At 73.1% G+C, this 14,202-nt stretch carries 16 protein-coding genes; 13 read left to right on the forward strand and 3 right to left on the reverse strand.

Going from position 1 to position 14,202, the window contains the following annotated elements; all coding sequences use genetic code 11:
* The first annotated feature begins 118 nt into the window (after nucleotides 1-118).
* Both ACFY9E_RS15620 and ACFY9E_RS15625 read left to right on the forward strand, forming a co-directional pair.
* Nucleotides 119-1,309 (forward strand): histidine kinase, encoded by a 1,191-nt coding sequence (locus ACFY9E_RS15620; RefSeq protein WP_390983537.1) that lies wholly within the window; start codon nucleotides 119-121, stop codon nucleotides 1,307-1,309.
* 54 nt (nucleotides 1,310-1,363) lie between these two features.
* Complete coding sequence (locus ACFY9E_RS15625; RefSeq protein ID WP_390983540.1) at nucleotides 1,364-2,032, forward strand: response regulator; 669 nt, start codon at nucleotides 1,364-1,366, stop codon at nucleotides 2,030-2,032.
* A gap of 18 nt (nucleotides 2,033-2,050) precedes the next feature.
* On the opposite strand, the gene ACFY9E_RS15630 is transcribed toward ACFY9E_RS15625, so the two are convergent.
* On the reverse strand, nucleotides 2,051-3,187 hold the full coding sequence (locus ACFY9E_RS15630; RefSeq protein WP_390983542.1) for a DUF5937 family protein: 1,137 nt from the start codon (nucleotides 3,185-3,187) through the stop codon (nucleotides 2,051-2,053).
* Nucleotides 3,188-3,345: 158 nt separating this feature from the next.
* On the opposite strand from ACFY9E_RS15630, the gene ACFY9E_RS15635 reads away from it, so the two are divergent.
* Entirely contained in the window at nucleotides 3,346-3,549 is a 204-nt protein-coding gene (locus ACFY9E_RS15635; RefSeq protein WP_390983545.1) for a hypothetical protein, read from the forward strand.
* Here the strand turns inward: ACFY9E_RS15635 and ACFY9E_RS15640 are convergent.
* Nucleotides 3,542-4,726, reverse strand: coding sequence for a beta-eliminating lyase-related protein (locus ACFY9E_RS15640; RefSeq protein WP_390983548.1), 1,185 nt, complete (start codon nucleotides 4,724-4,726; stop codon nucleotides 3,542-3,544). The genes ACFY9E_RS15635 and ACFY9E_RS15640 overlap by 8 nt on opposite strands.
* Before the next feature lie 180 nt (nucleotides 4,727-4,906).
* On the opposite strand from ACFY9E_RS15640, the gene ACFY9E_RS15645 reads away from it, so the two are divergent.
* The 10 genes from ACFY9E_RS15645 to ACFY9E_RS15690 all read left to right on the forward strand — a co-directional run bounded on the left by ACFY9E_RS15645 (nucleotide 4,907) and on the right by ACFY9E_RS15690 (nucleotide 13,229).
* Nucleotides 4,907-5,836 (forward strand): DUF2520 domain-containing protein, encoded by a 930-nt coding sequence (locus ACFY9E_RS15645; protein ID WP_390983550.1) that lies wholly within the window; start codon nucleotides 4,907-4,909, stop codon nucleotides 5,834-5,836.
* Nucleotides 5,833-6,834 (forward strand): pantoate--beta-alanine ligase, encoded by a 1,002-nt coding sequence (gene panC / locus ACFY9E_RS15650; protein WP_390983553.1) that lies wholly within the window; start codon nucleotides 5,833-5,835, stop codon nucleotides 6,832-6,834. The genes ACFY9E_RS15645 and panC overlap by 4 nt, the downstream gene beginning before the upstream one ends.
* Nucleotides 6,831-8,540 carry an L-aspartate oxidase gene (locus tag ACFY9E_RS15655; RefSeq protein WP_390983556.1) on the forward strand — a complete coding sequence of 570 codons (1,710 nt, stop codon included), beginning with the start codon at nucleotides 6,831-6,833 and terminating at the stop codon, nucleotides 8,538-8,540. Before panC ends, ACFY9E_RS15655 begins: the two co-directional genes overlap by 4 nt.
* A 5-nt stretch (nucleotides 8,541-8,545) precedes the next feature.
* Nucleotides 8,546-9,520: a carboxylating nicotinate-nucleotide diphosphorylase gene (gene nadC, locus ACFY9E_RS15660; RefSeq protein ID WP_390983559.1), complete on the forward strand. Its 975-nt coding sequence runs from the start codon at nucleotides 8,546-8,548 to the stop codon at nucleotides 9,518-9,520.
* 14 nt (nucleotides 9,521-9,534) lie between these two features.
* Nucleotides 9,535-10,332, forward strand: a complete 798-nt coding sequence (locus ACFY9E_RS15665; protein ID WP_390983562.1) for a type III pantothenate kinase — start codon at nucleotides 9,535-9,537, stop codon at nucleotides 10,330-10,332.
* A gap of 264 nt (nucleotides 10,333-10,596) precedes the next feature.
* Nucleotides 10,597-11,256 carry a hypothetical protein gene (locus tag ACFY9E_RS15670; RefSeq protein WP_390983564.1) on the forward strand — a complete coding sequence of 220 codons (660 nt, stop codon included), beginning with the start codon at nucleotides 10,597-10,599 and terminating at the stop codon, nucleotides 11,254-11,256.
* Nucleotides 11,257-11,274: 18 nt separating this feature from the next.
* The gene (locus tag ACFY9E_RS15675) at nucleotides 11,275-11,463 is read left to right on the forward strand and encodes a hypothetical protein (RefSeq protein ID WP_390983566.1); all 189 of its coding nucleotides are present in this window, start codon (nucleotides 11,275-11,277) and stop codon (nucleotides 11,461-11,463) included.
* A 182-nt stretch (nucleotides 11,464-11,645) separates the two neighbouring features.
* Entirely contained in the window at nucleotides 11,646-12,083 is a 438-nt protein-coding gene (locus ACFY9E_RS15680) for a BlaI/MecI/CopY family transcriptional regulator (RefSeq protein WP_390983717.1), read from the forward strand.
* Between the two features lie 9 nt (nucleotides 12,084-12,092).
* A complete protein-coding gene (locus ACFY9E_RS15685; protein ID WP_390983568.1) occupies nucleotides 12,093-12,626 on the forward strand; it encodes an amino-acid N-acetyltransferase in 534 nt (177 codons plus the stop codon).
* Nucleotides 12,627-12,890: 264 nt separating this feature from the next.
* Nucleotides 12,891-13,229: a histone-like nucleoid-structuring protein Lsr2 gene (locus tag ACFY9E_RS15690; protein WP_390983570.1), complete on the forward strand. Its 339-nt coding sequence runs from the start codon at nucleotides 12,891-12,893 to the stop codon at nucleotides 13,227-13,229.
* A 9-nt stretch (nucleotides 13,230-13,238) separates the two neighbouring features.
* On the opposite strand, the gene ACFY9E_RS15695 is transcribed toward ACFY9E_RS15690, so the two are convergent.
* Entirely contained in the window at nucleotides 13,239-13,976 is a 738-nt protein-coding gene (locus ACFY9E_RS15695) for an SCO3374 family protein (protein WP_390983572.1), read from the reverse strand.
* Between the last annotated feature and the right edge of the window lie 226 nt (nucleotides 13,977-14,202).

Consider the following 14,202-nt stretch of genomic DNA (forward strand, 5'->3'; position numbering starts at 1 on the left):
CGGCCCAGGCTAAGCGCACGCAACGTACGCAACTCCACCTTGCGGAGTATGCGCGACGGGTACGGATCGGCCCTCCGGTTGACCCCTGCACCTATCCCGCTTCCCTACGCTGGGTTACGTGCAGCGCCTCTATGACTTCCTCCGCAGGCACCCGACGTGGCTCGACGGCACCTGGGCCGTCGTCCTCCTCGGGATGTCGCTGGTGGGCGGCGTGGCGGGCGGTTACGGATCCCCGGCCGCCGCCGTTCCGCTCACCCTGCTGCTGTGCCTGGTGATCGCGCTGCGCCGGCGGATGCCGGAGAAGATGCTGCTGCTCGCGGCCGCGGCCGGGGTGGCCCAGCTGATCACCGACGTGGAGATCGGCCCCGCCGACTTCGCCATGCTGGTGATCGTCTACACGGTCGCCGCTGAGGGCGCACGCTGGGCCTCCCGCTTCGCGCTGGGCGCCGGCCTGTGCGCGGCCCCCCTGGCCCAGGTGCGCTGGCCGACCGACGAGACCACCGTCTTCGGCAACATCGTCCTGACGGTCTTCATGACCGTGCCCTTCGCCCTCGCCTGGGTGCTGGGCGACTCCATCCGCACCCGCCGCGCCTACTTCGCGCAGCTCGAGGAGCGGGCCGCCCGCCTGGAGAAGGAGCGCGAGGCGCAGTCCAAGGTCGCCGTCGCCGCCGAACGCGCCCGCATCGCCCGCGAGTTGCACGACGTCGTCGCGCACAACGTCTCGGTGATGGTGGTCCAGGCCGACGGCGCCGCCTACGTCCTCGACGCCGCGCCCGACCAGGCCAAGAAGGCCCTGGAGACCATCTCCTCCACCGGCCGCCAGGCCCTCGCCGAGATGCGCCGCCTGCTGGGCGTGCTGCGCACCGGTGAGCACCAGGAGGCCGGCGAGTACGTGCCGCAGCCCGATGTGCGGCAGATCGAGGACCTGGTCGAGCAGTGCCGCGGTTCCGGACTGCCCGTCGACTTCAAGGTCGAGGGCACGCCCCGCCCGCTGCCCAGCGGCGTCGAGCTCACCGCCTACCGCATCGTGCAGGAGGCGCTCACCAACACCCGCAAGCACGGCGGCGCCGACGCGGGCGCGAGCGTGCGGCTGGTGTACTTCGACGACGGCCTCGGCCTGCTCGTCGAGGACGACGGCAAGGGCGCCCCGCACGAGCTGTACGAGGAGGGCGGGTTCGACGGCCAGGGCCACGGCCTGATCGGCATGCGCGAGCGGGTCGGTATGGTCGGCGGCACCCTGGACGCCGGCCCGCGCCCGGGCGGAGGATTCCGCATCAGTGCCCTGCTGCCGCTCAAACCCGCGCACTGACACCCGCACACGCACCTTGCTGACACCTGTAACGACCCTTATGGAAGAGGCCCGATGACGATCCGCGTGATGCTCGTCGACGACCAGGTGCTGCTGCGCACCGGGTTCCGGATGGTGCTCGCCGCCCAGCCGGACATGGAGGTCGTCGCGGAGGCGGGCGACGGTGTCGAGGCCCTCCAGGAACTGCGCAGGGCCGAGGTCGACGTGGTGCTGATGGACGTCCGCATGCCGAAGCTCGACGGGGTGGAGACGACCCGGCGGATCTGCGCGGACACCGACCCGCCGAAGGTGCTCATCCTGACCACCTTCGACCTCGACGAGTACGCCTTCTCCGGGCTGAAGGCGGGCGCCTCCGGCTTCATGCTCAAGGACGTGCCGCCGGCCGAGCTGCTGGCCGCGATCAGGGCCGTGCACAGCGGTGACGCCGTCGTCGCGCCCTCCACCACCCGGCGGCTCCTGGACCGCTTCGCGCCCATGCTGCCGGGCACCAAGCAGCCCCAGCACAAGGAGCTGGAGCGGCTCACCGAACGCGAGCGCGAGGTCATGATGCTGGTCGCGCAGGGCCTGTCCAACGGTGAGATCGCGGCGCGGCTGGTGCTGTCGGAGGCGACCGTGAAGACGCACGTGGGCCGCATCCTGACCAAGCTGGGCCTCAGGGACCGGGTGCAGGTCGTGGTGCTGGCCTACGAGACGGGGCTGGTGCGGGCCGGCGGGCACGGCTGACCCGCACGCGCGGGCCCGCTACCTGAGGATCCCCTCCAGGAACTCGCTGCCGAGCCGGGCCACCACCGTCACGTCCAGCTGGTGCAGGACGTAGCGGCCGCGGCGGCGGGTGGTGATCAGGCCCGCCTTCTTCAGCACGGCCAGATGCCGGGATATCTCCGGCGCCGTCATGCCGTGCACCTGCGCCAGCTCGCTGGTGGTGTGCGCGCTGCGGGCCAGATGACGGCACATGCGCATCCGGACCGGGTGGGACAGCGCCGTCATCCGCATGGCCAGCTGTTCGAGCGTCTGCGGTGCGGTGAGCTCCGGGGAGCCGACCGGGTAGTGCAGCACCGGCTGCCAGCCGTACCGGTGCAGGACCATCAGATGGGGCCAGCCCAGGCTGGTCGGGACGAGCAGCAGGCCGCCGTCGCCCGTGGCCGTACGGCCGTCGCCCAGTTTGTCGACCGTGATCCGATCGGCCTCCTCGTCGAGCGTGATCGCCGGGGAGACGGCGGCCAGCGCCTCGGCCAGGCCCTTGCGCCGCAGCAGGTCCGTCTTGTGCCGGGCGTCCGCCGCGAGCTGGTGGCGCAGCCGGGACCAGGCCTCCGCGAAGAACGCCTCGTCGCAGTCCCGGAGGAACTGCCGCAGCCACGCCCGGATCCTGGGCGGGTCGGCCAGCAGCCGCTCGCTGAACCGCATCTGCCGCGGTCCGCGCGCGGCGGCCAGATCCAGCGCCCGGCGGCGCGCCCCGGGGTCGGACAGCGCCGTCGGCCCGCACTCGCCGTAGCCGAGGGCACAGGTGAACTCCAGCGCCGCGTCCACGAACTGCTCGTCGGACAGCTTGTCGAGCTGGTCCAGCTCCTCGGCGAGGGTGGCGCCCGGGAGCGCCCCGCGGTCCGGCAGGCCCGCCCAGGGCAGGAACAGGTCCGAGAACGTCGTCCGCCACAGGAAGTCCGCCTCGCACATCCGGTCGGCCAGATGCGGATCGAGCCGGGCCGTCACCCCCGTCACCCAGCCCTGCAGGCCCGGGTGGTGCGCCGGCTCGGACAGCGCGTGCAGCGCCATGCCGAGCTCGGCCAGGGGCGACGGCACGACCGCGACCTTCCCCCAAGCTCTCGGCTCAGGGGGCGCCCCCGTCGGCCGCAGCCCCGCGATGTCGATGTGCACGCTCATGACCTCATGGTGCACCCCGCCACCGACAACGCCCCGTCGATTGACGGGCCTCGTCAATCGACGCGACGCCGCCCCCGCCGCGGGCGCACCGTGGGATCACCGGGGCAGCCGCGGAGCCTTCGGACCTCCATCACCCCGTCCCGCAGAGGCGATCCACCATGAGCATCACGCAGCAGCACCTCCTCGACGCGTACCGCGCCCGCTCCCTCGGCGAGCCCGCCCCGCCCGCGCCCGGCACCCACGACCGGCAGGTCGTGCGGGAGTGGCGCGACGAACGGCGCTTCCGTGCGGTCCTGTCGGCCCGTCCGGCCCGCCACCGGTTCCGGGACGCCCTGAGGCGGTGGCGGCGGCGTTCTACCTGACCTGCTCCGGCAGCCGGGCCACGAACTCGGCCACCGCCGCCTTCACGTCCTCGGCGGTCCACTCCAGCCCTTCGGCCCGCACATGCACCTCCGTGCGGGCCAGCCCGGGACCGCCCCGGTCCCAGCCGCCGCCGAACAGCACCACCCCCGTCTCCTCGGCCGTGCGGACCGCCGCCTCCCCGAGGACGTCCGGCTCGTAGGGCAGCCAGACCTGGAAGTCGTGGGTGTGCGGTACCTCCGGGTGCACGCGCGCCCACGGCACCCCGGCCGCCGCGAACCCCTCACGCAGGGCGGCCGCCACCACGCGCGCGTGGGCCACGTACTCCGGCAGCCGGGGCAGCTGCCGCTCCAGCCCGACCAGCGCCGACAGCACCGTGGGGAACTGCTGGAAGACCATCCCGCCGTACCGGTGCCGCCAGGTCTTCGCCTCCGCGACGAGCTCCGCGGGGCCGGCGAGCGCCGCGCCGCCGTACCCCTCCAGGGACTTGTAGAACGACACGTAGACGCTGTCGGCCAGGCCCGCGATCTCCTCCAGGGGGCGGCCGAAGTGGACGGTGGACTCCCACAGGCGGGCCCCGTCGAAGTGCACCACCGCGTCCCGGTCCCGCGCGGCCTCCACGACCGCGGTGAGCTCCTCCCACGTGGGCAGCAGGAAACCGGCGTCCCGGAGGGGCAGTTCCAGCATCAGCGCCCCGAAGGGCTCCTCGAAGTCGCGCACCTCCGCGGCGGTCGGCAGCCGCGGCTCGCTCGTCAGCCGCACCGGGCGCAGACCGCCGACCTCGCTGAACGCGTTCCGCTCGTGCACCTCGGGATGGCTGAGCGCGTGCAGGGCGACCGTCGGGTTCCCGGTGCGGCCGGCCCAGCAGCGCAGGGCCACCTGCTGGGCCATCGTGCCCGTCGGGAAGAACGCGGCGGCCTCGGTGCCGAGCAGCCCGGCGACCTTCGTCTCCAGCGCCTCGACGACACCGTCGCCGTACAGGTCGCACAGCTCGTCCAGGTCGTGGACGCCCGCCGCCTCCTCCAGCACCGCCAGGCGTTCCCGGAGGGTCCGGTGGAAGCCGAAGCGCGCGAACACGCGCCGTGCCGAGCGGTGGGCGGCCAGCCGCCGCTCCCGCAGCCGTGCCCCCCGGTCCTCGTCCGCCGGCTGTACGTCCTGTTCCGCTGCTGTATCGGTCATGACCGGATCCTCCCTCGCACGCGCGTCGCCGGGCATCCGCATTTCCGTACGCCGTCCCGGGAATGCCGCACGGGCATGCACAGCCTGTGGACGACCGAACGCCCCTGGAACCGATCGCGTTAACATGACGAGAAATCGTCCGGTACCCGGAGCGGACTGGAACGGGAAGGCCGCCGTCGAGTGAACACAACCCCACAGCCAGACCCCAAGGACCGCCCCGCGCGGCTCACCGTCGGCGTCGTCGGCGCCGGCCGCGTCGGCCCCGCCCTGGCGGCGTCCCTGCAGCTCGCCGGACACCGCCCGGTCGCCGTCTCGGCGGTCTCGGAGACCTCCCGGCGCCGGGCCGCGCAGCTGCTGCCCGACGTGCCGGTGATGCCGCCCGCCGAGGTCCTGAAGCGGGCCGACCTGGTGCTGCTGACCGTTCCCGACGACGCCCTGCCCGAGCTGGTCACCGGTCTCGCCGACACCGGGTCCGTGCGGCCCGGGCAACTGCTCGTCCACACCTCCGGCCGGTACGGCGCGCGGGTGCTCGACCCCGCCCTGCGCGCGGGCGCCCTGCCGCTGGCCCTGCACCCCGCGATGACCTTCACCGGCACACCCGTGGACGTCCAGCGGCTGGCCGGCTGCTCCTTCGGCGTCACCGCCCCCGAGGAGCTGCGCCTGGCCGCCGAGGCCCTGGTCATCGAGATGGGCGGCGAACCGGAGTGGATCGCCGAGGAGAACCGGCCGCTCTACCACGCGGCGCTCGCCTTGGGCGCGAACCACCTGGTCACGCTGGTCGCCCAGTCCATGGAGCTGCTGAGCGCGGCCGGTGTCTCGGCCCCCGACCGGATGCTCGGCCCGCTGCTCGGCGCGGCCCTGGACAACGCCCTGCGCTCCGGCGACGCGGCCCTGACCGGCCCGGTCGCGCGCGGGGACGCGGGCACGGTCGCCGCGCACGTCACCGAGCTGCGCCGGCACGCCCCGCAGACCGTCGCCGGTTACCTGGCGATGGCCCGCGCGACCGCCGACCGGGCCCTCGCCCACGGGCTGCTGAAGCCGGAACTCGCCGAGGACCTCCTCGGGGTACTCGCCCACGGGACCGACGGCACCGAAGGGGACGTCCGATGACCACCACCCTGCTGCGCACCGCGGACGAACTGCGCGCACGCACGCGTGCGGGCCGTCGCGCCGTGGTGATGACCATGGGCGCCCTGCACGAGGGCCACGCCACGCTGATCCGCACCGCGCGCGGCATCGCCGGGCCGGACGGCGAGGTCGTCGTCACCGTCTTCGTCAACCCGCTGCAGTTCGGCCGGGGCGAGGACCTCGACCGCTACCCGCGCACCCTGGACGCCGACATCGAGCTCGCCGGACAGTCGGGCGCCGACGTGGTGTTCGCCCCCGCCGTGGACGAGGTGTACCCCGGCGGCGAGCCCCAGGTCCGCATCACCGCGGGCCCCATGGGCGAGCGCCTGGAGGGCTCCTCCCGCCCCGGCCACTTCGACGGCATGCTCACCGTCGTCGCCAAGCTGCTGCACCTCACCCGCCCCGACGTCGCCCTGTACGGCCAGAAGGACGCCCAGCAACTCGCCCTGATCCGCCGCATGGTGCGGGACCTGAACTTCGGTGTGGAGATCGTCGGCGTGCCCACCGTCCGCGAGGAGGACGGCCTGGCCCTGTCCAGCCGCAACCGCTACCTCTCGGCCGCCGAGCGCCGGACCGCCCTCGCCCTGTCCGGGGCTCTGTTCGCGGGTCAGGACCGGCATGCCGCGCAGGAGGCGCTGCGCGCCCGGGCCCGCGAGGTGCCCGCCACGCGCGCGCGTGCGGAGGCGCTCAGCGCCATAGGGGAGTCCCGCGCGGCGGCCGACGCGCACGCCGTGGCGACGGCCGTCCCGGGCGGCCCGGCGGCCGTGCGCGCAGCCGCACGCCAGGTCCTCGACGAGGCCTCCCGCCTCGATCCGCCGCTCGCCCTGGACTACCTCGCCCTGGTCGATCCCGCGGACTTCACCGAGATCGGGGACGACTTCACCGGCGACGCCGTCCTCGCCGTCGCCGCCCGGGTCGGCACGACCCGGCTGATCGACAACATCCCCCTCACCTTCGGAAGCTTCGGAGCCGCCTCGTGACCACCACAGGCATACGACTGCACGCGCCCGCCCCCGGCTGGTCCATCGCGGCGGACGTGGTCGTCGTCGGCTCCGGTGTCGCCGGGCTGACCGCCGCCCTGCGCTGCGAGGCAGCGGGCCTGCGGACGGTCGTCGTCACCAAGGCCCGTCTCGACGACGGCTCCACCCGCTGGGCCCAGGGCGGCATCGCCGCGGCCCTCGGTGACGGCGACACCCCCGAGCAGCACCTCGACGACACCCTGGTCGCGGGTGCCGGCCTGTGCGACGAGGACGCCGTCCGCCTGCTGGTCACCGAGGGTCCCGACGCCGTGCGCCGGCTCATCGAGACCGGCGCCCGGTTCGACGAGTCCACCGAGGGCGGTCTGGAACTCACCCGCGAGGGCGGCCACCACCGCCGCCGCATCGCCCACGCCGGCGGCGACGCCACCGGCGCCGAGATCTCCCGCGCCCTGGTCGAGGCCGTACGCGCGCGGGGCATGCGCACCGTCGAGAACGCGCTCGTCCTGGACCTCCTCACGGACGCCGAGGGCCGCACCGCCGGCGTAACCCTGCACGTCATGGGCGAGGGCCAGCACGACGGCGTCGGGGCCGTCCACGCCCCCGCGGTGGTCCTCGCGACCGGCGGCATGGGCCAGGTCTTCTCGGCGACCACCAACCCGTCGGTGTCGACGGGCGACGGCGTGGCGCTCGCGCTGCGGGCGGGCGCGGAGGTCAGCGACCTGGAGTTCGTCCAGTTCCACCCGACCGTGCTGTTCCTCGGCCCGGACGCGGAGGGCCAGCAGCCCCTGGTCTCCGAGGCCGTGCGCGGCGAGGGCGCCCACCTGATCGACGCCGACGGTGTGCGCTTCATGGTCGGGCAGCACGAACTCGCCGAACTCGCCCCCCGCGACATCGTCGCCAAGGGCATCATGCGCCGCATGCAGGAGCAGGACGCCGAGCACATGTTCCTCGACGCCCGTCACTTCGGCGCCGAGATGTGGGAACACCGCTTCCCGACGATCCTCGCCGCCTGCCGCGCCCACGGCATCGACCCGGTCACCACCCCCGTCCCCGTCGCCCCGGCCGCCCATTACGCCTCCGGTGGCGTCCGCACCGACTCCCAGGGCCGGACCACCGTCCCCGGCCTGTACGCGTGCGGCGAGGTCGCCTGCACCGGTGTGCACGGCGCCAACCGCCTGGCGTCCAACTCCCTGCTCGAAGGGCTCGTCTACGCCGAGCGCATCGCGGCCGACATCGCGGCGAACGGCCTGCACGCGCGCGTGCCCGAGCCGGTCCCGCACCCGGAGATCCCCGAGCACCCCCTGCAGACCCCGGAGGCCCGCTTCGCGATCCAGCGGATCATGACGAGCGGGGCGGGCGTCCTGCGCTCGGCCGGGTCCCTCGGCAAGGCCGCCGACCAGCTCCAGCGACTGCACACCGACGCCCGGGAAGCCCTCGCCGAGAACGGCAAGACGGCCGAGGCCGGCGTCGACACCTGGGAGGCCACCAACCTCCTGTGCGTGGCCCGCGTGCTGGTCGCCGCCGCCCTGCTGCGCGAGGAGACCCGGGGCTGCCACTGGCGCGAGGACCGCCCCGAGCGCGACGACACCACCTGGCGCCGTCACATCGTCGTACGCCTGAACCCCGACCGCACGCTGGCCGTGCACACCACGGACACCACAGACTTCCCCGCAACCCTCCCCACCCAGGCCCCCCAGGAGCAGTGACCGACGTGAGCACCCCCGACCTTCCCCTCGCCTCCTCCGGAGGCTGCGGAGACGGCTGCGCCTGCGGCGCGGACGACGAGGCATACCTGGAGTGCGGCCTGGACCCCGCACTCGCCCAGCTCCTGGCCGACGCCGGCCTCGACCCCGTCGAGGTCGAGGACCTCGCCAACGTGGCCATCCAGGAGGACCTGGCCCACGGCGTGGACGTCACGACGGTGGCGACCATCCCCGAGGACGCGGTGGCCACGGCCGACTTCACCGCCCGCGAGGCGGGCACGGTGGCCGGCCTGCGCGTCGCCGAGGCGGTCATCTCGGTGGTCTGCGAGGAGGAGCTCGAGATCGAGCGCCACGCCGAGGACGGCGACCGCGTCGAGGCGGGCCAGAAGCTCCTCTCCGTCACCACCCGCACCCGCGACCTCCTCACGGCCGAGCGCAGCGCGCTGAACATCCTGTGCCGCCTGTCGGGCATCGCGACGGCCACGCGCGCGTGGGCGGACGTCCTGGACGGCACGAAGGCCAAGGTCCGCGACACCCGCAAGACCACCCCGGGCCTGCGCTCCCTGGAGAAGTACGCGGTCCGCTGCGGCGGCGGCGTCAACCACCGCATGTCCCTCTCGGACGCGGCCCTGGTCAAGGACAACCACGTGGTCGCCGCGGGCGGTGTCGCCCAGGCGTTCCAGGCGGTCCGCGAACGCTTCCCGGACGTCCCCATCGAGGTGGAGGTCGACACCCTGGACCAGCTCCGCGAGGTCCTGGACGCCGGGGCCGACCTGATCCTGCTGGACAACTTCACGCCGGCCGAGTGCGTGGAGGCCGTCGCGATCGTCCAGGGCCGCGCCGCCCTGGAGGCCTCGGGCCGTCTGACCCTCGCCAACGCCAAGGCGTACGCGGACACCGGCGTCGACTACCTCGCCGTCGGTGCCCTCACCCACTCCTCGCCGATCCTGGACATCGGCCTGGACCTGCGGCCGGCGGAGTAGGGCGGGTACGGGTCATGCTGCTCACGATCGACGTCGGAAACACCCACACCGTCCTCGGCCTGTTCGACGGCGACGAGATCGTCGAACACTGGCGCATCTCCACGGACGCCCGCCGCACCGCCGACGAACTGGCGGTGCTCCTCCAGGGCCTGATGGGCATGCACCCGCTCCTCGGCGACGAGCTGGGCGACGGCATCGACGGCATCGCCATCTGCGCGACCGTCCCCTCGGTCCTGCACGAGCTCCGCGAGGTGACGCGGCGTTACTACGGCGACGTGCCCGCCATCCTCGTCGAGCCGGGCGTCAAGACGGGCGTCCCGATCCTCATGGACAACCCCAAGGAGGTCGGCGCCGACCGCATCATCAACGCGGTCGCGGCGGTCGAGCTCTACGGCGGCCCCGCCATCGTCGTCGACTTCGGCACGGCGACGACGTTCGACGCGGTCAGCGCGCGCGGCGAGTACGTCGGCGGGGTCATCGCGCCCGGCATCGAGATCTCCGTGGAGGCCCTGGGCGTCCGCGGCGCCCAGCTCCGCAAGATCGAGGTGGCCCGGCCCCGCAGCGTCATCGGCAAGAACACGGTCGAGGCGATGCAGTCGGGTGTCATCTACGGCTTCGCCGGCCAGGTCGACGGGGTGGTCAACCGCATGGCCCGCGAGCTGTCGGAGGAGCCCGACGACGTCACCGTCATCGCGACGGGCGGGCTCGCGCCGCTGGTCCTGGGCGAGTCGTCGGTGATCGACGAGCACGAGCCGTGGCTGACGCTGATCGGGCTGCGGCTGGTGTACGAGCGGAACGTCTCGCGGATGTGAGTCGCCGCGTCCGTGGCGGGGGCGGGCCGCCCCCGCCACGGACGCGGCGTCCACCGTGGGGCGCCACGCTCGTGGCAGGGACGGGAGGGACGGCGAAGCCCGCCCCGTGACGCCCGGCCCGGACTCCCACCGCACCGGACGCCGCAGGACCCGCCCTCCGGGGCACGACGCGACGTCGGGGACGCCCTAGGCGGGACGGGTGGTCCCCCGCGCCACACCCATCCCCTATGTCGAATTTGTCTGATTAGCGCGTATCGTCGCCGCATGCCCACGCCATACGGATCCCGCGGCGGCATGGCGTTCGGCGTGGAGGAGCTGCGTGTGCTCCGCCGCGCTCTCGCCCTTGCCCTCCACCCCACCCCCGCCTCGGCCGACGACGTCCAGGACTGCCTCCGCCTCGCAGAGTCGCTCGACGAGGTGATGCGGGAGGGGGCCAGGCTGCGCGCCTTCCTCGTGGCCGACCTGGGCCGCTACCGCGCCGCCCTCCCCGGTACCGCCGCCGGCTACCTCGCACTCCTGGACGAGGCACTGGGCGCCGGCTACCGCCCCCTCCCCGACGACCTCGCCGCCCTGGGCGCCCTGCGCGGCAACCCCGCCGCGGCGGCCCTGCTGGACCGCTGCGCGGCCACGCCCGTCACCGCCGACGCTGCCCCCGCAGCCGCTGTTCCCGGCTCCCGCACCCGCCTCCTGGCCGTCCCGGGAGGCCGCCGCGCCCTCGTCGGCGCCGCCGGGAACGGCCCGGACAAGCAGCCCGAGAAGAAACCCGCTCGCAAGCCGGCCGCCCCCAAGCCCGCCCCGTCCCCCGCGCCCGACCCCGGCACTCCGAAGCCCTCCCGTCCGATCCCCACCCCCGGCGAGGTCTTCCCGCGCCGCAAGCCGACACCGCCGCCCCCGGCGAACCCCCAGCAGCTCGCCGCGGGCTGACGTGGCTACCCTGGATCCATGGACTACGTCTCCGCGCTCCTGCCCCCGGCCGTCATGGCCATCTTCTTCATCGGCGTGATCCGGGTGATCGTGAAGACACAGGGCGGCGCCAACAAGGCCAAGGAGGACGCGGCCGTGGACGCCGCCCTCGCACGCGTGGAGGGCGCCGTCCAGCCCGCCGCCACGCCGCCGAAGGCCGAAGCCTGACCTCATCCTCCGAGGGCGTACGACTCGGCGAGCCCGCACCCCGCGGCGCCCGCACTTTCGAGTCGTACGCCCTTTTTGTTCCCGTTCGCCGGTGAAGCGCACGTCCGCCACGCCATTACCGGGATCTCCCACTATTGTTCTGAGCTGTGCCTCGCCCATTGGGAGAACTCGAAGACGCGGTCATGTCGCGGGTGTGGAAGTGGAACCGCCCGGTGACCGTTCGAGAAGTCCTGGAAGATCTTCAGAAGGAGCGGTCCATCGCGTACACCACCGTGATGACCGTTTTGGACAATCTCCATCAGAAGGGCTGGGTGCGCCGCGAGGCGGAAGGACGCGCCTATCGATATGAGGCGGTCTCCACCCGCGCCGCCTACGCGGCCGCCCTGATGAACGACGCCTGGTCCCAGAGCGACAACCCCGCCGCCGCTCTCGTCGCCTTCTTCGGCATGATGAGCGAGGAACAGCGGCGGTCCCTCAGCGATGCCGTACGCATCGTCCAGGGCCCGGAAACCCGGGAACCGACCGAACCGTCGGAATCCGCAGAACCCACCGAACGAGCGGAACCCCGGGAAGGTCCCCCGGAGAACCCCGCCTCCCCTCGGGACCACGGCGGGCGATAGCGTCCCGCCATGTCCGCGAAGAGCCCCGAAGCCACCGCAAAAGCCATCACCGTCCGACGGGCCCGCACCAGCGATGTCCCGGCCGTGCGCCGCCTCCTCGACGCCTACGTCCGCGGCGGCATCCTGCTCGACAAAGCAACGGTGACGCTTTACGAGGACATCCAGGAGTTCTGGGTCGCGGAACGGGACGACAACGCCGAGGTCGTCGGCTGCGGCGCGCTGCACGTGATGTGGGAAGACCTCGCGGAAGTCCGCACTCTCGCGGTGAAGCCGGGCCTGAAGGGCGCGGGCGTCGGACACCGTGTGCTGGAGAAGTTGCTGCAGACCGCCCGCCGGCTCGGTGTTCGCCGCGTTTTCTGTCTGACCTTCGAAGTCGACTTCTTCAGCAAGCACGGCTTCGTGGAGATCGGTGAGACGCCCGTCGACACGGATGTCTACGCGGAGCTGCTGCGTTCCTATGACGAGGGCGTCGCGGAGTTCCTCGGACTCGAACGAGTGAAACCGAACACCTTGGGCAACAGCCGGATGCTTCTGCATCTGTGATCGCCGACCGCAAGTCCCTCGCAAGAGGACCGCTCGGTTCGTCTAGGCATATTCGCTGCACCCGACCCTGCCCAGGTGCCCTATGTCCGAAACGCGCACGTTTCCGGACCGAGCCCGGGCTGCCGGTCTCTGCCGGGGGTTTGTGTTTTTCCGGCAAAAGCGGTTTGCTTTCCGACGTACTGCAGTACTGCATATAACAGGGGACGGCGATACGGCGGACGCCGGCTCACCCCGGCCCTGAAGATATCGATGAAAGGAAATCCGGTGGCACAGAAGGTTCAGGTCCTTCTTGTCGACGACCTCGACGGTGGCGAGGCGGACGAGACCGTGACGTTCGCGCTGGACGGCAAGACGTACGAGATCGATCTCACCACCGCCAATGCGGACAAGCTCCGTGGCCTTCTCGAGCCTTACGTGAAGGGCGGTCGTCGTACCGGAGGCCGTGCTTCGGGTGGGCGCGGTGGAAAGGCGCGCGCCGCTGCGAGCGGCAGCCAGGACACCGCGGCGATCCGCGCCTGGGCGAAGGAGAACGGCTACGAGGTCAACGACCGCGGCCGTGTTCCCGCGACCATCCGCGAGGCTTACGAGAAGGCCAACGGCTGAACAGCGGCACTACCGACCCTGCGCACGCATGGCCGGCGGCTGGGCGCACGCGCGCCGCAGCCGGACCCGGTGGCACTGGGTCGCCACCGTGTTCACCAGCCGCACGAGATCGGGGGCGTCCCCAGTGCCCCCCAGCGCCGACAGCGTCGGCAGCGAGGCCTCGACCTCGCATCCCGGCTCGGGGGGCCGCAGCCACACGGCGGCCCCCTGGGAACCGACCCGTCCCGGGGGACCGGGCCGCGGCAGCGCGTCCCCGAGCGGTGTGTCCGCGCCGGGGGGCGAGGGGGCCTGCGGTTCGCAGGGCACCACGGCGTTCGGCCCGCAGGGTGCCGGCACCGCCCTCCGCTCGGATGCCGGGGGCGACGGCGCCTCGATGAGGCCGCCCGCACCGATCGGCACCAGGTCCAGCGGCAGGGACCCCCAGTCGAGCCACTCCAGCAGCCCGGGAATCTCCTCCGCGCCGCCCGCGGCCACCAGGAGCAGCATCCGGTCGCCATGAAGGGCGACGGGAGAGCCCGCCGCCGAGCGCCGCAGTGCCGCGTGTCCCGCCTCCGCCGGCACGTCCAGGACGTCGTACCGCACTCCCACCACCAGCCGCGGAGGTTCGCCGGGCACCGTCGGCCACCCCAGTTCGTTCTCGTACCACCGCCGGACCTGACCGCTCGAGCCGGCCGGGTCGAGCGGCCGGCGGGGGAGCGGCACGAGCGGGGTCGCGGACGTGATCACGGGGGGAGGGGCGCCGAACATGCCAAGCGCAACAGCCGGAAGGGCGTGCGGGTTACGCTGGGTGGCGTCCCGAGCGCACAGAGTGTCGAAACGGGGGCGTGCGGGGGGTGCGGGGAGGCGCAAGGTTGTTCGCCCGTAGCGGAGGGGACGGGGGTGCTCGGCATGGACTTCCGGTCCCTACGGGTAAGACATCCCTAGTGGGAGGGGGCGACACGCAGGAAAGGACGTCTCACGTTCGCCATCGGCG

This window comes from Streptomyces sp. NPDC012466, assembly GCF_042955215.1.
In the GTDB taxonomy this organism is placed as follows: Bacteria; Actinomycetota; Actinomycetes; order Streptomycetales; family Streptomycetaceae; genus Streptomyces.